The sequence below is a fragment of the Rhodanobacter sp. MP1X3 genome (assembly GCF_014207165.1).
Classification (GTDB): domain Bacteria; phylum Pseudomonadota; class Gammaproteobacteria; order Xanthomonadales; family Rhodanobacteraceae; genus Rhodanobacter.
Map to the genome: position 1 here is coordinate 207,282 of NZ_JACHCO010000008.1, position 18,296 is coordinate 225,577.

15 protein-coding genes are annotated in these 18,296 nt (G+C 55.5%); 4 read left to right on the forward strand and 11 right to left on the reverse strand.

Translation table 11 applies throughout. From position 1 onward, the window contains the following. The first annotated feature begins 85 nt into the window (after window positions 1–85). Window positions 86–661: a hypothetical protein gene (locus tag HDE79_RS19120; RefSeq protein ID WP_184604414.1), complete on the forward strand. Its 576-nt coding sequence runs from the start codon at window positions 86–88 to the stop codon at window positions 659–661. Window positions 662–821: 160 nt separating this feature from the next. Here HDE79_RS19120 and HDE79_RS19125 read toward each other — a convergent pair whose 3' ends face one another. Both HDE79_RS19125 and HDE79_RS19130 read right to left on the reverse strand, forming a co-directional pair. Next, window positions 822–3,899 (reverse strand): Tn3 family transposase, encoded by a 3,078-nt coding sequence (locus tag HDE79_RS19125; protein WP_184604416.1) that lies wholly within the window; start codon window positions 3,897–3,899, stop codon window positions 822–824. A 382-nt stretch (window positions 3,900–4,281) separates the two neighbouring features. Next, window positions 4,282–5,061, reverse strand: coding sequence for a hypothetical protein (locus HDE79_RS19130; RefSeq protein WP_255488506.1), 780 nt, complete (start codon window positions 5,059–5,061; stop codon window positions 4,282–4,284). Window positions 5,062–5,221: 160 nt separating this feature from the next. Here HDE79_RS19130 and HDE79_RS19135 point away from each other — a divergent pair, with 160 nt between their 5' ends. After that, window positions 5,222–5,539 (forward strand): helix-turn-helix transcriptional regulator, encoded by a 318-nt coding sequence (locus HDE79_RS19135; RefSeq protein WP_184604418.1) that lies wholly within the window; start codon window positions 5,222–5,224, stop codon window positions 5,537–5,539. A gap of 232 nt (window positions 5,540–5,771) precedes the next feature. Here the strand turns inward: HDE79_RS19135 and HDE79_RS19140 are convergent, their stop codons facing one another. Then, window positions 5,772–6,614 (reverse strand): hypothetical protein, encoded by an 843-nt coding sequence (locus tag HDE79_RS19140; RefSeq protein ID WP_184604420.1) that lies wholly within the window; start codon window positions 6,612–6,614, stop codon window positions 5,772–5,774. A gap of 910 nt (window positions 6,615–7,524) precedes the next feature. Between HDE79_RS19140 and HDE79_RS19145 the strand changes: the two genes are divergently transcribed. Next, complete coding sequence (locus HDE79_RS19145) at window positions 7,525–8,454, forward strand: Ku protein (RefSeq protein WP_184604425.1); 930 nt, start codon at window positions 7,525–7,527, stop codon at window positions 8,452–8,454. Between the two features lie 10 nt (window positions 8,455–8,464). Here the strand turns inward: HDE79_RS19145 and ligD are convergent, their stop codons facing one another. Further along, window positions 8,465–11,026, reverse strand: a complete 2,562-nt coding sequence (ligD, locus tag HDE79_RS19150) for a DNA ligase D (RefSeq protein ID WP_184604426.1) — start codon at window positions 11,024–11,026, stop codon at window positions 8,465–8,467. Further along, window positions 11,023–11,292: a hypothetical protein gene (locus HDE79_RS19155; RefSeq protein ID WP_184604428.1), complete on the reverse strand. Its 270-nt coding sequence runs from the start codon at window positions 11,290–11,292 to the stop codon at window positions 11,023–11,025. Before HDE79_RS19155 ends, ligD begins: the two co-directional genes overlap by 4 nt. 281 nt (window positions 11,293–11,573) lie before the next feature. On the opposite strand from HDE79_RS19155, the gene HDE79_RS19160 reads away from it, so the two are divergent. After that, window positions 11,574–12,557, forward strand: a complete 984-nt coding sequence (locus tag HDE79_RS19160) for an SDR family oxidoreductase (protein WP_184604429.1) — start codon at window positions 11,574–11,576, stop codon at window positions 12,555–12,557. A gap of 30 nt (window positions 12,558–12,587) precedes the next feature. Here the strand turns inward: HDE79_RS19160 and HDE79_RS19165 are convergent, their stop codons facing one another. The 6 genes from HDE79_RS19165 to HDE79_RS19190 form a co-directional block, all read right to left on the reverse strand. Next, complete coding sequence (locus HDE79_RS19165; RefSeq protein ID WP_184604430.1) at window positions 12,588–13,163, reverse strand: alpha-ketoglutarate-dependent dioxygenase AlkB; 576 nt, start codon at window positions 13,161–13,163, stop codon at window positions 12,588–12,590. Window positions 13,164–13,217: 54 nt separating this feature from the next. Then, window positions 13,218–13,856: a GIY-YIG nuclease family protein gene (locus HDE79_RS19170; protein WP_184604432.1), complete on the reverse strand. Its 639-nt coding sequence runs from the start codon at window positions 13,854–13,856 to the stop codon at window positions 13,218–13,220. Window positions 13,857–13,913: 57 nt separating this feature from the next. Continuing rightward, the gene (locus HDE79_RS19175) at window positions 13,914–14,144 is read right to left on the reverse strand and encodes a hypothetical protein (protein ID WP_184604434.1); all 231 of its coding nucleotides are present in this window, start codon (window positions 14,142–14,144) and stop codon (window positions 13,914–13,916) included. Between the two features lie 47 nt (window positions 14,145–14,191). Next, window positions 14,192–14,797: a flavodoxin family protein gene (locus tag HDE79_RS19180; RefSeq protein ID WP_184604435.1), complete on the reverse strand. Its 606-nt coding sequence runs from the start codon at window positions 14,795–14,797 to the stop codon at window positions 14,192–14,194. Between the two features lie 131 nt (window positions 14,798–14,928). Continuing rightward, complete coding sequence (locus HDE79_RS19185; protein ID WP_184604437.1) at window positions 14,929–15,753, reverse strand: ribonuclease H-like domain-containing protein; 825 nt, start codon at window positions 15,751–15,753, stop codon at window positions 14,929–14,931. Beyond that, entirely contained in the window at window positions 15,750–18,158 is a 2,409-nt protein-coding gene (locus tag HDE79_RS19190; RefSeq protein ID WP_184604438.1) for a DEAD/DEAH box helicase, read from the reverse strand. The genes HDE79_RS19185 and HDE79_RS19190 overlap by 4 nt, the downstream gene beginning before the upstream one ends. Window positions 18,159–18,296: the final 138 nt, after the last annotated feature.

The following is an 18,296-nucleotide window of genomic DNA, read 5'->3' on the forward strand; positions in this document are numbered from 1 at the left end:
AGCTATTTGGTGGGGGGATTACCTCATCAGCATCGATCAGGCGCAGAATCACACTAATCGGGTCGTTTGGGTCAGGGAGAAATGCATGCATGCATCAACTGATTTCGGGCCAAACGCGGATGACGTAGCGGCCATCTGGAACCTTCGCGAGACGCTCCTCGCGCAGAACTGGCCGGATTCCGAAACCATTGGAAGCATCTTGGGCCTCACCGCCAATGCCCATGCGGAGTCCAAAGCCACCTCTGATCGTGGAAATGAAGACACGCCGATGTTTGGTGTCTGGGCAGGGCGCGACCGCGGCGGTTACCGCTATCCGCCTTTCCAGTTTCTGAAAAGCGGCTTGGTACACCCGCAGCTGTTAGAGCTGATGGAAGCGCTGGCGCGCCAGCCTGGTCTACATCCGCGCTATGACAAAAGTGGCTGGGAACGCGCATTCTGGCTCTATCAGCCCCGCAAACGCCTCAGCGTGCAAGCGCTTGAGCTGCGGGCCGCCAAACTCAAGGAGGTGCAGGAAAACCCGGAACGCTTTGCTACGTTGGCGAATGACGCGCGAACTCCTGCAGAAGTTTTCTCGGATGATTGCCTAGCAGTGATCGACTTAGCCAATGAGGATGCAGATCAGCTGACGTGCGATGTTTCAGTGCTGGGTGGTGGCGCATAACCCGAGACCTTGTACAGCTATTGAGGGCCTTTTCGAAGATAGTGCCAGCCTTAACTGCCTTCCGAGGAAGTTGGCCAGGTTTACCCAACCCCCATAAATGTAAAATAAGATAAATATTTCTTATAAATCAAGTATTTATATTGAATAATTGGGCAGGTTTTCAATCAAAACCTGTTTCCGCTGCTTCCATCGCCGTCTGGAGCCATTTGGCCGGATCTGCGAAGAGTGCGGCTAATGCATCAAGGTCAACGTGAGCGTCCCGCTCAGAGAACTCGAGGTTCCCAAATAGGTTGACGTGCTGCCATGCGACAGGCGCTACGCCTTTCAGTAATTCGATACCTGCGAGGTCACCTGTTGCTACCATCTGATCATAGATCCTCGATAGCAGCGACATGTTGTAGAAGATGATGATGTTGGCTATCAAGCGCGAGCAGTCATTCCAGAGCTGTTGCTGTTCTTCCGTCTGGACGCGGAACTTACCACTATTGACGAACGCAATCGCTCTGCGAAACCGATGGTATGCCTCACCGCGGTTGAGCGCTTTCTGGACACTCTGCCTTAATTCCACATCATCGATGAATTTGAGCAGATAGATCGTGCGATAAATTGAGTCGAGTTCCCACATCGCCTTCTTCGTGCGGTTTTGTCGATCGTAACTGCTGAGCTTTCGGACAATGGTCGATTGCGTGACCTCCTTCTGCCCTAACGAGGCCAGGATGCGCTGAATGTTAGGCCACTCGGAGATGATCAGGGACTCGTTGATCTTGCGAGCCGGTTTGACGAGCGCTTTGCCGTAATGCGATGGAACATGGAACCCAACGATTTTTTCGGCTTTCGACTGCACGTCGCGATATCGTGGCGCAAACTGATAGCCGTAACACGCCAGCGCGAGGAAGTTGATCTGGTTAGTGCCGTGGGTATCTGTAGAGTGCCATTCTGGGCGAATATCCGTCGTATTATTGAAGAGCAAATCAAACACGAAGTGGCTTTCGTGCTCATGTGCGCCGATGACGGTTCCATTGATCGGAACATGATTGGCCACAACCGTACAGACGCTCACACCCTTCTTCAGTCCGAAGTATTTGGGTGAGTAACGCGACTTATGAGTATGTACTTGTGTCTCGAATCTCTGCCCGTCACTGCTGGAATGTACTTCATTGCGGATATTGAACAGCGGAAACGCCGACAGCGTCGCTGTGGCGTTGGCTACATGGTCGTTAGCGGCGCGAATTGTCTCGGAACGAAAAAAACTTCGCGCTGTGTTTAGCAGCTTCGAGTAGCTAATGCCGGAGACCTCAGCCATTTTCAACAGGCCCATGTTGGTCCCCATCGCAGTGGCGCATGCCAGGATCTCACGGGGATCTGGAGCCTGTTTTACGAACCGCTCGATCACGTGGGTGAACGCTTTGAGATATCCCGTACGCGGCGCTGCAAACCAGAAGAGGTCTGCAATGCCGGCAATTGGGAGCTGTTTGTAGAAGGGATTTTCGTCGGAGTCTTGAGCGGAAGGATAAATAAGGTTCCAGCGACGCTTCTCCTGTCCTCGTAGCTTGATGTGCGCGTTGGAGCGATCGACTATGCGATCGTTGACTCGCACATAGAGCTCTTCGAGTTCTGTCCGTAGACCATCGAGCGTGATCTGAATCGGAGCCCTGAGCATTGGTGCGGCGAGGTCCCGAAGAATGGAGTCCTTTTGCCTCCAGCGCTCATCGCTGATGAGATCGTCTTCGAAACGTCGATACTCATTACTCTCCCCGACGTAAATGTTGCCGCCAGCGATGGCGTCGCACAGGAGCCGATACACCAGGAACTCGTAGCGATCGACATCTAGACGTCGCTTGCTGCTGTCTTCGTCCTTTATGAAGATGTATCGGCGTAAGCGCTTCGCCACAATAGTGGTTGGAAATTCCCTCACGTCGATCTGGCGCGGTGAGCGCCCTTGGCGGAGGTGCTCCTGAAGGAACGCAACTGCTTCCATGAGCGGCGCATCCTCGACACGGCCAGCAAAGTCGAGTTCCACAAAGAGGTGGCGTAGGTTTTTCTTGATCGTGAGTGATAGCGACGTGTAGTACTTCCATTGGAAACCCGTCTTGTCGAAGGCGATGTTGCGCATGTAGTCCGCGACGACCGGAATGCGCTCTGGTGAGAGGTATGTATAAGCTTTAGTCTTGATGGCTCCGAAACTAGCTGAATCGGGAAGCGAGATGTCGACGAAGAGGTTCAGGATTTCGCCAGCTGCTTTGAGGCTCTGGCTGCCCTCGATCAGAGCCTGTTGCATTGCGTCGTCGCTCGCCTGGCGGGCCGCGCGCGCGTAGTTTTCCACGCGCACAGTAAACGCCTCGACCAGATGGTCGTTGATTTCTCGATATCGATGGTAGGCGTAACACAGTAGGTACAGGCGTGCCACCAGCGGTTCCATGCGCTGTAACTTGTATACCGTGTAGTACGCGACCAAGGAGGCGTAGTACTTGCTGCTCTCTTGTGAGATGCCCACGCCGGCAATGAACTTGGCCGCAAAAGCGTGGAGTGGCTGAAACGCCTGCCTGCGTGATACCTCTTCCTTCAGTGCGGTGTAGCTGAAATCGTTGAGGTCCTGCTTCAGCACGCTGATGCGATACATCGAACCATCGGCTTCGAGCAACGCTTTCAAATGCTCCTTCGCAGAGCGCGTGAGCGCCTTCTTCAGAAGGAACGTAAGTCGGTTTCGCTCTGCGGAGACCACTGCGCCAACGCAGTCCTGCAGCACAGAGTACGGTGGAAGGACGATGCTCTCACGTTCAAAATGCTGTAACGCTTCGCGAACGAGGTAGCGCGGATGTGTTGAGCGGATGGCGAGTTGCGCCAGACGCTTGAGGACGGCCGGTTTGACATCCGAATGCCAGCGTCGAAACTTATGAAGTTCGAGGATCTTATCCTGGAGCGCTGCCAATGTGGGCCGGCTTGGCAGTTGCACAAGACGTTCGCGGATGTCAGGGAAGTACCGCGCCACGAGATACGCGACATCAGCATGTACTAACTCGGTATCGAGATCAAAAAACTGTCGCTTCGCTTTGAAGTATCCGAGGAGCACGATGAAGTACACGCCTATCGCACCGCGCCGGGAGGTGACGAAAGCTTGCTCTTCCTCGCTCAGGACAAAATAGACGGCGCGTTCGTTGTCTGTGAACCGAGGCGGCGAGTAGAGATCCTCGATTTCTTCCGCCGACAGAATCGAAAGTCGATGTGAGGGAGCCGTCATGGTGTCCTGGAGTTGAGCTATCGTGCACGCAATACGCGGTGGCCCCTGCCACCGCGCAGACTAAACGGGAATTGCGCACCATACCCCAGGGCCCCGGATTGTCGTCAACCGTGAGCGCGATCATCGTGCTGGCTATGTTCTTGGCGAGAAACGAACCGCAACTACTGGTGTGGGGCCGGAATCAGAAGTCGGCTACTGCGCTTAAGTGATGCCTCAACTCGCAGCTGGGAAAATGGCTCGCCGTCATCAAGACTTCAGCCTAAAGGGCAATGTTGAGCGCTCGCGCAATGTTGATGATCTGGCTCGGGCTTGGTGGAAAGAGGTCTGAATCGATGAGTTAAATAGTGCAGCCAATCACACTACGAATATTTTGCTCGCTTGGTTAGTGAACTGTCCGATGCCTTGTCATCGCTGCCAGTAGTGAATCCATGGAAGGTCGTAAGGTCAGATACTCATCGTCGAGCCGCGTGACTTCGTGGGCGAAAATCAACGCCAAAGTACTCATTGGAAGCTCAGCTGGTCGTGTCATGCCACGAACAGTCCAGCGTTCGGCATGGGCACGCTGGGCATAGTTAGCAATGGAGTCAGCAAAGACGCGACCCAGACGCGCGGCATCCGAACCACCTTGTTGATGTGTGGTTGCTACGTTGCGCATGGCCAGGTAGATCAAGTACATCACCTGGTTGACGCTGAAACCTTCTAACGCGCGGCGCAGTACGTCGGTTGCTAAATTGGTCCATTCCGGGTTGTAGCCGGATTTGGCCAAGCTCCAGCGCGCGTACTGGGCGACTTCCGCCTGGGCCAGATCCTCCCAGAGCGCCAAAAGTGCCTGCAGGACCTCTTCGGACAACTCAATGTCTTTGAGAAGTTCTTTCACCTCTTCGTGCTGGCGTAAGCAGTTTTTTGGTGCCCAGCGAATACGCCACGCGATGCTTTCAAAGCCGTAGTGCATCCAGTCTCGGGCCCGTAGCCAATCTTCTGCGTGAGCGAATGAGAGTTCTGGTTCGATGACGCCCAACGCATGAAGTGACAGCAGAACGCGCTGGGAGAAATTATCGTGCGGTGCGAGCGGTTTGTGCAGCGCGTCCAGCGGAAGCAGGCGCGTCAGGGAAATATCGCCTCCCACCCTCACGGCCGCCGAGAAATAGAGGCTGGCGGTCAAGTCATTCGGAGTCACGGCGCAACCTAGGTTCGTTGAAGAGCGGTGCACCGGGCATGGGTGCAAGAGAGACAAAAAGCGCCCCTATATTAAGGAACTCTTAGTATGCAGGCAAACCCACGCCCACGAAGCTGCTCGTCACCCAGCGAATGTAGGCGTATCAGTGGCGCGTGGAGGCAAAAAGGAAGCTGTCGTTGCGGCCCGCTTAGGCGCGGCAAGGGCTGAGGCCGGTTTATCCCAGCGGGAACTCGGTGTCCGAGCCGGTATGGATCCTTCGGTCGCCTCTCCCCGCGTGAATCAGTACGAACGCGGCAAGCACACCCCGGATTCGAGCACGCTAGGTAAACTCGGCCAAGTACTGAATGTGCCAATCGCCTACTTCTATGCGGAAGACGAGGACCTTGCTCTTGTCATCGTCGCCTTTCACCGGTCTTCGGCCGCTGCTCGTCGGCGCCTTATAGCGACGTTGCCAAAAATCTGACCGTTAGTTAGCAGCTAGAACCTCGCTCGGTGCGATGGCAACGTGCATTTGATGGCCAGCCATCTGCCGAAAGACCTGTGTGGGGAAAACTACGAGGTGATCGACGCGCGATTAAACTATTCGCGTTCCCGGTTTTATGGCGAATATGAAGAACTGATCCGACACAATTCAAAAAGAAAGGTCACGGTCAGGAAACCGTGACCTCCTGAGGTCAATCATTCAACGGTAGCCATCAGAAGCGGAATTTCACGAACGCCGACGGACCGTGCAGCTTCAAGTCCAGGTTCGCGTTGTAGCTATCCTGCTCGTCGTTGAGCTTGATGCGGGTATATGCGTATTCCGCACCAAATCCGAGATTTTTCCAGGGATACCATTCCAGGCCCAGGGCGGCATTGTATATATGGCCGTTGAGATCGCCGCCGTTTTTCTTGACGCCCGACGCGTCGAAGTACATGCGCAAGCTGTCGTTGAAAGCATGGCGCCAGCCTAGCTGTAGCAGAGGCGCTCCAGCGGTTTCGCTATAGCTGGTCGAAGCCTGGGCGCTTTCGCCATCCAGCGTGGCAATGCCGCTAATGCCGGCGCGCACACGGTAATAAGCCGCACCGATGCCCAGGCCGAAGACATCGTTGCCACTGCCAAACCACCAGCGATACGCCGCGCTGCCGAAATCGAAATCGAGTTTGCCGCGAACCGAAGCCGAGGCGTCGTAGTCATTGCCGCCGTAGCTGATATCGTCGCTGAGCGTCTTGGTCCTCGAACGATTGATGCTGAAGTAGTCGAACGAAAAGCCCTGATGATCACCGATGAGAAAATCGAGCTTCACACGCGGCACAGTCTTGTGATCTTCAAAGCCGAGATCACGTTCGAGATTCACATCGCCTTTGGCGCTGAACTGACCGCTTCTGACACCAGCACCGATCGTGGTGTCGGTGTTGGCGTAGTAGCCGCCGAGTGAAAGGTCGAAGCGATCAAGGGCTGGCGACACGTCGGCGAACGATGCGGAACTGGCCAAAAGAAGGGGCGCAATCAAAAGGTGACGGCAGCGCAAACGAAGCTGTGAAGGATTCGAATTCATGGGGCGTTTCCGTACTGACTGATCTAAGAATGGCAATCTAGAGAGAATCTTGTGCAAATTTTGTAGAGAAACAATTCTCGTTCGTCGCTTGCAGTATCCGAAGTTGGAAGCAGCTATGTCGTGGCTGAATCCGCCGTATCGCGGTCATGGCAAACTCACCCCAAAATTCGCAACCTCCGGTGATTAATAGTTGAACAATGGGTAGCGGAAGATAACGAAGCGGCGCCCGCAGAAACTGGCACCTGTAAAGTTTGGTTTCACCGAGGACAACGCAACGGTTCTGAGAAAATAACCGAGTACCTCCAACCGATCTTCGGACTTACTCTAAGACGTGAAGACCAATGTATTGTCCGAGAAATTTTGATATCGATTCGTCGCCGCGTTTGGCTCGCCGAGCTTTCAGGGTCAGATCGTGTCTGATCGGGAATGGTAGCGGGCATGCACCAAGCCAGGTTCCTTGATCCGTCGCCATGGACCTTCCAATTGCTTGTCCTTAGGTAAAACCAAGTTTCCCTCGTCATCCCATATGGCGTGATCGTCGTGGTAAACGAGCCACGCCAACCAACATGCTTCGCAACCACATGACCCTTTGCAGTCGGGTTCTATGCAGGCGGCCTCGCACGTGCACGGCAGCTGCCCGGGTTCGCCTGGATTTTGCGGGAGGACTGGAAGATAGCCCTCGGACGTGGGCCAACGTGCTTTGCCTTGGTCAGTTGGTTGCTTCATGAGTGGAGCCCTCTGTCTACCGTTGCTCGGCATGAGCAGCAATAGGCGTGGACGCTAGTGCGGGCTCTGTCGGGGGGCGGTGAACGGACGGCGATCTAGAATTGTGTAAGTGGCTTTCGAGTGTCACAGGCGGTTCACGCGGTTGGTCCTTAACTTCATGCGACCAACCCTGCGGAGATCGGTCATGGCGCGCCCCATTTGGACTGGCACTCTGTCCTTCGGCTTGTTGAATGTGCCGGTCTCCCTGATGACGGGCTCACGTACCGTCGATCTTCATTTCCGAATGCTCGATAGCCGCAGCAAAACACCGATCCGTTACGAACGCGTCAACGCTGAAACCGGTGATGAGGTGCCCTGGAAGGACATCGTCAAGGCTTTCGAATACAAGAAGGGGAGTTATGTCGTGCTGGAGAAAGAGGATCTAAAGTCCGCTGCCTCTGAAGGTCGAGAGGCGGTTGAAGTCGAAGCCTTCGTGGATGCCTCTTCTATCGGGCCGGAGTATTACGAAAAGCCTTACATTCTGGTTCCTGGTAAGAAGGCTGAGAAAGGTTACGTGTTGCTGCGCGAAACGCTAAAGCGGACCGGGAAGATCGGCATTGCCCGAGTGATCATCCGGACCAGGGAATACCTGTCCGCCGTTATGCCAAAGGATAAGGCGCTTGTCCTGATGATTCTGCGATTTCCGCAAGAGCTGATCGATGTGTCGGAGTACAAGATTCCCGAGGGTGGGATTTCCCAATATCGAATTGCTCCGAAAGAACTCGATATGGCGGAGAAGCTGATCGAGTCGATGTCGGGTGAATGGAAGCCAGGCGATTTTCGAGATGAATTTCGCGAGCGATTGCAGAAAGTGATCGCGAAGCGCATGAAGTCAAAGGGTCTGGTCACGCCCGCCAAGGACGATGCAGACAACGACGCGTCCGATGGCACGTCGACTAACGTTGTCGACTTCATGGCGCTGTTGGAAAAAAGCTTGGCCACCAACAAAAGGACACCGGCCAAGAGGCGCGCCGGAGGCGGCGCTAAATCGAAAGCGAAGAAGACGGCAAAAAAGGCTGCGCCAAGAAAATCTGCCAAGAAAGCGGTTAAGAAGGTTGTCCGAAGGGCGGGATGAGGCGGAAGATCTAAGCTTTCTGCGAACGCTGCAGCTTTTTCATCACCGCTGATAGATCTTGCTTAATAGAAGCGAGAGCTTTCCATGGATCGCTGTGTAGTCTGGCGAGGCGCGCTGGAAGGTTTTTTATGGTGAACGCTGCGCCGCTTTTTATCTTGCCCAGCTCTTCCCATCGCAATGGTGTGGCCACGGGCGCATGCGGTCGTGCGCGAAGCGAATAGGACGCCACACTGGTGGCGCCACGTCCATTGCGCAGGTAGTCCACATAGATTTTTCCACCACGTTTGGCTTTAGTTGCCGTTGCCACTAACTCCAGCGGGTGTGCGTTCGCAAGGGTGTTGGCAAACGCCTCGGCGAAGGTCCGGACGGTGTCCCATGCACAGCTAGGTTTGAGTGGAACAACGACGTGAAGGCCTTTGCCCCCGGTCGTGCGCACTAATGATTCCAAACCCATTTGCAAGAGCAGCTTGCGCACTAAACGTGCGGTAGTGACCACGCGATCCCATGGCACGTTAGGTCCTGGGTCCAGGTCGAACACGATGCGATCGGCGTTGTCAGTGTCTATTACCTTGGATCCCCATGGGTGAAACTCCAAAGCACCGAATTGGACCAACTCGATAACTGAGACGGCACTTTCCGGATAGATATATACCGCTTGTGCGCCGTTCTCTTCCTTGAGTTTCGTGCTTCCGACGTGATGCAAACCTTGAATCAAATGCTTCTGAAAAAAGCACACTTTGGCTGTGCCCTCGGGACAGCGGATCACTGAGGTCGGCCGATCGATCACGCCGGGCAAGAACCAATCCATGACCTTGGTGTAGTAATCGGCGACATCTTGCTTGGTGATGGCTTCGTCGGCGTAGACCACCCGATCCGGGTGTGTGATTCTGATGGCCGCCGTCGTTATGGCCTTGGACTTTTTCGTGGGTCTGCTAGATGATTTCGTCGCTGGCACGCTTCGATCGGAGTCACGCAGATCAGATGGCGTTTTGTCGGAGCGCAAGGTTTTTAGGCTCGGCTGGCGGAGCAGCTGATGATTGCCGATGCCGCGGTAAAACACTTCGACTACGGCAGTTGGCTTGATCCAGAGTGCACCCCTCAGTTGCGGATCGACCGCGGTGAGCGGCACCGGTGGCTGCTTGGAACCTTTTGTGGCGAGTGTCTTGGCGAGATCGCCCAGTTGAGTATCAGTGAAGCCCGTGCCGACTCGGCCCACGTAGATCCATCCGCGTGCATTCTTTGGATCAGGCATCGCCAACAAAAGCGAACCAAAACCCGTGCGGCTGCCTTTGGGATGCGTATAGCCCAAGACGGCGAACTCGTCACTCTCCAGTCGCTTAACCTTCAGCCAATCGCCACTACGGCCGGCGTGATAGTCACCATCCGCGCGCTTGGAGATGATGCCCTCAAGCTTCTGCTCATTGGCCATCTCAAATGCTGCCTCGCCATTGCCCACGCTGTGACTGCCGAAGACCAATGGATGCGACGCGTGAGCAAGCAATCGTTTGAGGAATGCCTTTCGCTTGATCAACGGCGCACGCGATAAATCTAGGCCTTCGAAGGCGGGCAGGTCGAAGATCATGTAGGCCAATGGGAGTTGCGCGTCGCCTGAAAGCGTCCTCTGCAGCCCGTTGAAATCACTATGACCTTTGCTATCGAGCGCGATCAGTTCGCCGTCCAGTTGCGCCGAAGACAAACCTAGCCCTTCGATAGCCTGGACGACTTCAGGAAGCTTGTCGTTCCACGGCAAGCCATTGCGAGACCAGAGCTGGACAACCCCATTTGTGACCGTAGTGAGGATACGATAGCCGTCCCATTTGACCTCATGAATCCACTCATCTCCGGCAGGTGGATGCTCGTGCAGTTTCGCCAGTTGGGGTTGGAAGAACTCAGCTTTTGGCCGTGCCTTGACGACACCTTCCAAGCTAGCTGCCGATTTCGCGAGCGCTAAGCTTCCCACCGCCCTTGGCTTCGGCGCGGCCCTTTTCCGCGAGGTTGCCTTTTTAGCAGCGACCTTCGTGATCGGTGTCTTCGCCGCCTTGCGAGTGCTCGCCTTCATGGTTGCGTCCAGAAGATCGTTGGCTTCGATGTCACCCGCGAACGCGTCCTTGGCTTTGATGAGGAACCATGCCGGCTGCCGTTCTTTGCGGCCGCTGCGAACCAGGTGCCAACGACCTTTGAGGCGTTTTCCGAACAGCTCGAACTCAAGGTGGCCTTTTTGAAGCTGGGCCTCTGGATTGCCCTGTGTCGCCCATACCCCTTTGTCGAACTGATCCACGTGTCCCTTGCCGTAGCCTTCCTCAATGTCGCCTTCAAAATCGGCGTAGGCCACAGGATGGTCTTCCACCTCGACCGCGAGACGCTTAACCGCGGGATCATAACTGGGGCCTTTGGGCACGGCCCAACTTTTCAGGGTGTCGCCAACTTGGAGGCGAAAGTCAAAATGACGGCTACTGGCATGATGCAGCTGGACCACAAAGATCGCGCGGCTCGCTTTCCCTTTGGGACCATCGGGACTGGGTTCCGAGGTTCTGCTGAAATCGCGTTTGCGCTGGTAGTCGTGGAGACTCACGCGTTATCCGATGTTTCCACGGCGCGCGGCCTCATCGGGGTGCGTTCGACCACCGTTGGGGTCATAGGAAGCGTAGGGTTTGTTCGTCCGAGCGTAATGTTTTTTGACGCTCGCACGTAGCGATTGGCATAGGTCCAGATTTCACCGGTTTCTGTGATCAGCACGACCCAATACAGATCAGACTCCGGGCCGTAATCGAGCATCACGTGAGCAAACCCTTCGCCTTTAGGCGTATTCATCGGAATGGGCGGGTTGAGTTGAAGCATGGGTGGCCTCCGGCAACTGCCGCTAAAGTGCGACCGCGTCTGTGAAAGTACCGAGAACTTTAGGTCGGCCATCTCCGCCTTCAATCTCTCTAACGCTTCGCCGAATCGCCTATTTTCATTCCGAGGTAGATGCACAGACCAATACTCATTGCAGGCGGTGAGAAGGAGACCTGCCTTCACGTTTTGCTCTCTCGCATGCGACGTGGCTTTCATTTCATGTGGCTGATGATGACGCTGCACCCGTCGCTCGATCGGGTAACAGCGGAAAGGTGGAGATAAGCATGGCATCAACAAAAAGGGCTGCTTTAAAAACGGCGCGCCAGCAACGCCGAATCCAGAGTGCGACGGATGCAAAAGACGCAACCAAGAACAGTCGAAAGAAAGCCAAAAAGCCGGCACAAGCCGGTGCAAAAAATTATCCGACCAATCCATTACCCAAGAAGCATTTACGAAAGCCTGGCTTGGAAGCTGATCTTGTTCTAGCGCCGCAGTTTGAAGCCGCTGCTTATCATGGCAGCGGCAAACTGGACGGTCGCGTCGCCATTATCACCGGTGGCGACTCGGGTATTGGCCGCGCTGTTGCGGTGCTTTTCGCACGGGAGGGGGCAGACGTAGCCATTGTGTATTTGAATGAGCATAAGGACGCTCGAAAAACTAGGGATTACGTAGAAGCCGAAGGTCGCCGATGCTTATTGATAGATGGAGACGTGCGGGACTTCAGTTTTTGCAAGAAAGCCGTTGCGAAGACCATCAAGAAGCTCGGAAAACTATCGATCCTGATCAATAACGCAGCCTTTCAGGAGCATGCGGATCAATTGGAAGACATTACCGAACAGCACTTCGACCTAACCTTGAGAACAAATTTGTTCGGCTACTTCCACATGGCCAAGGCATCGCTTCCCCATCTTACAAGCGGTGATTGCATCATCAATACCGGTTCGGAGACGGGGTTATTCGGTAACGAAAATCTGCTCGATTACTCCATGACCAAAGGCGGCATCCACGCGTTCACCAAAGCGCTTGCGCGAAATCTCGTCGCTAAGGGCATCCGCGTCAATGCGGTGGCACCGGGACCCGTCTGGACGCCACTCAACCCCGCCGATCAATCATCCAAGAAAATAAAAGATTTCGGCAAATCGAGCCCCATGGGGCGTCCAGCACAGCCAGAGGAGATCGCGCCTGCTTATGTCTTCCTTGCCGCGCCTTCCTGCTCCAGTTACATATCCGGAGCCATACTTCCTGTGATGGGTGGCCCATCAAACTAAATGGGCTGGTCTCGAATTGGTAGCTCGACCTTACGTTCCGCTTACACGGAATGCGAGGCTGATTCGTGGCCCGACGGTGTCACGTTCCTTGGGTATGCCATGGTCATAGTGCAACTGGCTTGTCCACGACATCACAAGGAGGCTTCCCTCTTCCAGATCGAAGTTCAGGTGCCGACGAGACACTTTCTTTTGGCGGATAACCATTCGACGTGTGGCGCCCAGTGAAAGAATCGCAATGGGCTGACCGGCTCGGAGGAATTCGAGTTTGTCGTGATGCGAAGCCACACTGTCGTGCTGATTCCGATACAGATTCATACCGACACTGTTGAAAGGCGTGTGGAGATAGTGGCTTACTAAGCCGAAGGCCTCACGCAGTGGCGGGTCCACGTTGTCGCTCAGCGAAAAATGGGTATGAAGTCTTGGGACGTCGACTTCTCGGTCATACATTTGACGACGCTCGGCCTGCCATGCCATGTGTTCATGGAAATAAGCAAACCACTGAGCCGCCTTTTCCGATGATATGACGTTCGGGTAGTAACTGACTTCTCCCTCGTCACCGCTCAACAGGGGCGCGGAATCAGTGCAGAAGAGAGAGGGCTGAACCATGAATTTATTCTGCGCAATGTTCGTATCAAGATTTAAGAATGCAGCTGCGCGGCATCACAGCGTTAAACGGTGCGTCAGATACCATTGGTATACGGATTCGGGCACCAGAGGTTCGCTATCTATGCCAACCGCTTCGACCGCATCGAGTGCGTCGCGGAGGCTATCGGCATAGCTTGTATCTCGCACCAGTGCATGCTGATTTTGCAGTTGCCAGTCGATAATCTGGTACATGCGGTCGGACCATGCAAAGAGCAAATCGGTTCGCTCCAACAATCGGTCACGGATCCAGCCAAATAATGGTGAATACATGCGATGGCCGTAGCGTTCGGTCAGCCGCTCTCCGACCGTAGTAATGGAATCGCCAATACCGCGGAACCACTCCGTATGTCCGCCGGCCTGAGGATTTATGGTCAGTGGCGCTGGTGCGCGATGCTCAGGCCAACGCTCGATAAAGAGTCGCTCAAGACGACGCGCTTCCTTAATCCGGTCGGTTTCGATCAACAGGCTTTCGTTAAAGTCGAAGAATTTGTAGAACTTCGGATGTAGCGTATGAAACCGACTTATCGGATCATGGGAAAAGCCAACCTTGAGTAAATCTTCTCCTTTGCATCGAAGCACGTACACGAATGTGCGCCCCTGATGTGCTCGGCGGGGAAGGTTAAAAAAGTTTTCTTGCGCAGGCTCTGACTTCATCGCTTTCTATTCGCGCTAGCGGCCATCGGCGTGAAATCTGAATTCAGGCAACCGTCCTTACTCGGCGACGGGCATAAGGTCAGCCGTAAATAGTCGCCATCTCCTGTCGCCACCTTCCACGCAAAGGTAGTTATTTTCGCGCTTGATGGAGCTCTCCTCTTGCGCAAGCTTGCGGGCGAAAGCGAGCGCCTCCAGACGAGTGGCAAACTGCTTTTCACCGTCTCGTGGTATGGGAATCGTCCATCCATGCTTTGCATCGGCGTTTAATGGGATGTAAAAAATTTCCAAAGGGCAACCCTCCTGTTAAATCTAAAGGCAGGGGAATTTCGACATATTCACGGTGCCGGATAAGGTGACTTTTTCAGAAGCTTCGCAAGGTGTGCAGCGTTGCTCGCCAAGGTCTTCGTAGCCTCCGCAACTTTCTTTGGCGTGCTCTTGAGGCCTTTGTATTCTTTCCTACCCATCGCTTCGCCCACCCAATAGGTGCTGCTTCCTCCGGGTATCGTAAATCCGACGTCAGCGAGCGCTTGGTAAATCTCGGCGGTAACATGATGAGCACCATCTTCATTACCGACCACGGCGACAATGCCGACCTTGCCGAAAGTCGGATAGCGACCCTGCTTGTCAATGTCATCGAGCACGGCATCCAAGCGCTCCATCACGCGTTTGCTCACGCTGGAGGGCTGGCCCATCCATATTGGCGTAGCCACAACGAAAATGTCCGCATCCATAATCTTTTTGAGCATCGCCGGCCACGTGTCACCGTTGCCTTCATCCTTGCTGACACCGGGTTTAATGTCGTGATCCACAACGCGGTCATACGAGCATTTGACACCATGTTCTTCCAGAGAGCTCAGCAACTGGTCCAATAGTTTTTGCGTGGACGATGTTTTAGGCCCTGCTTTCAGGGTGCAGTTCAAACCGTAAGCCTTTAGCGCCATCGTGATGCCTCCTAATCGTCAATGAAATCCAGACTGCTCCGCCGTTCGTGGAGCGGATGTCATTGAGACAAACTTTACGAGCTTGCGCCGTTCTGATGGCCATCGCCGATGGCACCGCGAGAAATGGCCTATTACGTTTGAGACATTGTCGCTAGGTGAAGCAAAATACCTGTGAGACTTTTTAGATCTTGTGCGTTGTGTTGGGCGACTCGGCGCAAGTTGGCAGCAGAGCCGCCTCGCAGATACGTTAGCCATGCAGCGGGGGCTTCAGATCCCGGTAAATCATCCTCTCTCACCACGCCCAACAGCTGCCGCTCAGCCGTGGCCAACTTGCAGTTGTCCCAAGCTCCTTTCCAGCGTCGGCGAACGGGATGAAGCAGATCCAGATGACCTAGACCTTGCAGGGGGTTTTGCAGTCGCGCGAGGCGATAACGGGTTGACAGCAGCGGCGCGTCATAGCTCTTGCCGTTGTAGCTCACCAGTACGGTGTCTTCGTTGAACCATCCGGCAAACACCCGCAGCATGGCGACTTCCGCCGCCATCGAAGTGATGGTGAGTTGCCTCAACCGAAATCGCCCATCGACCCAATCGGCCGCACCAATCATAAAGGCACGCGTACCCGTGCCACCGGCTAAGCCGGTGGTTTCCGTATCGAAATGCAAAAGCCTGCCGTGATGAACGGGATCGATCCATCGAGCAAAGGTCGTGTCAATCCATGAGGGAGGTTGTAACCAATCCATGAAGGCTTCGGTGTAGCGCAGACCTGGAGCGATTTCTTCTCCGGGCACCTCGCGGTCGCGCGATGCGCGCACCACCGTTAGCCCTTGTTTGAGCTGCGCATGTCGCTGGAGCAAGAGGCGCACATTCGCAGGCATCGTCGGCGTGGCTATCTTTGATGTCGAAGTCTGTCCCGCTTGCGCGCGGAGCAAGCGCAATTTGTCGACGGCGACGCTCATAAGGCAACCAGTAAGGCCAAGACGCGTAGCGCGAGGGCCTTGGGTGTGGTTGCCGCGTCTTCGTCTGCAGCCAACACAGGGCCGACACAGCCAGGACAGCCGACGCGACAGTCGCAACGTTCGATGAGGGTGACCGATTGTGCAATCAAATCCTCACGGCGTTCAAACAAGGGCTCGCTCTGGCCGATGCCACCGGGGAAGGCGTCGTAGAGATAGACCGTTGGTGTAAACGGCGCATCGGGAGCCAATGTGGTCGGCTGACCGTCTCCACCGCGAAGTTGCCCACGCCCGCTGATATCCGCGCTGACAAACCATGCGCCATCGCCGCTGCCCACGGATTTTTGCAGATCGCGCGCTTCCGCCATGACGGCCACCGTAGCAACTACATGCAGAGCGTAAGCAGCGCCCAAGAAACCATCGAGCGCCTGCTGACGATCTTCGAAGGCGGCGCCCAAGACGTTTTGGGCGAGCTGCCACCAGACGGCGGTCGTATGTAGTTCCTGATCAGGCAGATTAACCCGACCGTAGCCAATGTTTTCGTGCGAGTAGAAGCGAATTTTCTTGTAGCCTGGCACACGCCGCACCACGTGCACTTCACCGTGATGGGCTTGGCCACAGCCGGCAGAAGAAGTGTCAAAACAATCGAGTACCTTGAGCTTGGTGTAGTCGATCGCGTCGGTGTAGTAGTCCACTTGCGTGCGTGTGACGTACGCCTTGCGGCCCTCCCAATCCAGTCGTTCCACTTGGTAGGGAACGGACTGGATCATATGGATGGCACCTTCGTAGAGCGTGACGGGTACCGCAGTGAAATCGACTTCCGCGATGATGGTTTGCCGACCGTTCGTGCGATCAACAACGACGAAATTACCGTCGGACACCGAACGCAGGGACACCGCGATGGCGGGATAGCTGTCGGCGATCCATTCCCATCGGTCACTTTCGTGGTGGAGCACGCCTTCCTCGCCGAGGACTTCGAGCCAGGGTGTGGCCAACTCGTTGCCGAACAGCTCATCGCCCACGAAGGGCAACTCGAACGCGGCGCATCGGATGTGATCGAGCAGAATAAGCGGCTGATCGGGCAGGATGCGCGCATGTTCGGGTGAGGCACCTTGGAAAAACTCAGGGTGACGCACGAGGTATTGATCCAACGGATCAGAGCTGGCCACCAACACGCCTAACGCGGATTGCTGACGCCGACCCGCGCGTCCAAACCGCTGCCATGTAGCAGCCACCGAGCCGGGATACCCGTTGAGGACCACGACATCGAGGCTGCCAATGTCCACGCCCAGTTCCAGTGCTGAAGTGCTCACGATGCCGTCGATGGTGCCGGCACGCATCTCGCGTTCCGCGGCACGTCGTTCCTTGGGAAGGTAGCCGCCCCGGTAGGCGCGAATGCGCGCGGGTTTGCGTGGATCGTTGTCGAACACGTCTTTCAGATACTTGGTCAGCACTTCGACCATCGTGCGTGACTGGGCAAACACCAGCGTTTTCATCCCGGACTTGATGGCCAGCCGTGCAATGCGATTGGTTTGCGAACGCGCCGAAGCACGCAGGCCGAGATCCGGATTGACCACTGGCGGGTTCCATAGCAGCACATGCTTATCACCCGTGGGGGCTCCACTCTCAGTGATCGCGATGACTGCATCCTCAATCAGCGCTTCGGCGTGTTCCTTCGGGTTACCGATCGTGGCGGAGCACAAAATGAACTGCGGGGTGACTCCGTAGAATGCGCACACGCGTTTCAGCCGACGAATCACATTGGCCACATGCGAGCCGAATACGCCGCGATAGGTGTGCACTTCGTCGATCACGACATAGCGCAGGTTCTCGAAGAACTGCGCCCACTTGGTGTGATGCGGCAAGATCGCCTGATGCAGCATGTCCGGATTGCTCACCACAATGTCGCCATGCAGCCGGATGGCTTGGCGCGCGTCGCCCGGGGTATCGCCATCGAAGGTAAAGGCTTTGACGCCCAGATCACCGGCTTGATTGAGTTCGAGTAGCTCGGCAACCTGATCTTGGGCCAGCGCTTTTGTCGGAAACAGATACAGCGCCTTGGCGTGCTGCGTCATCGCGGCAGTGATGACGGGCAGGGTGTAGCAGAGCGACTTGCCGGAGGCCGTAGGCGTGACGATGGCGGCATGGGCGCCCGATTGCGTCACCGCCCATGCTTCAGCTTGATGGCTATACAACTGGTCGATGCCACGCAAGCGCAGGGCTTCGGCGAGAGCTCGTGGCAGAGCATCCGGCAGCTGCGCGAATGAACCCTCGCGCCCCGGCACCATGAATGCACCGGTGATCCTCGCCGCATACCGCTTCGAGAGGCGCTGAGCCAGTGTGCGGCCATCGCTGGGATGACGCAGCACCAGTTCGTCGGAAGCATAGCGGTCGGGTAGAGCGTTCATGGGAAGGCCTATTGGACGGTGGAAGGAGTTAATCCGGGAGCTATCTCATCCCGTGAGATCGCTCCGCGCGACGCTGGGACGAACCCGCACTCAAAGTCGGATGCGATCGGCGACGTAAGTCATTGATCCGCTTGGAGC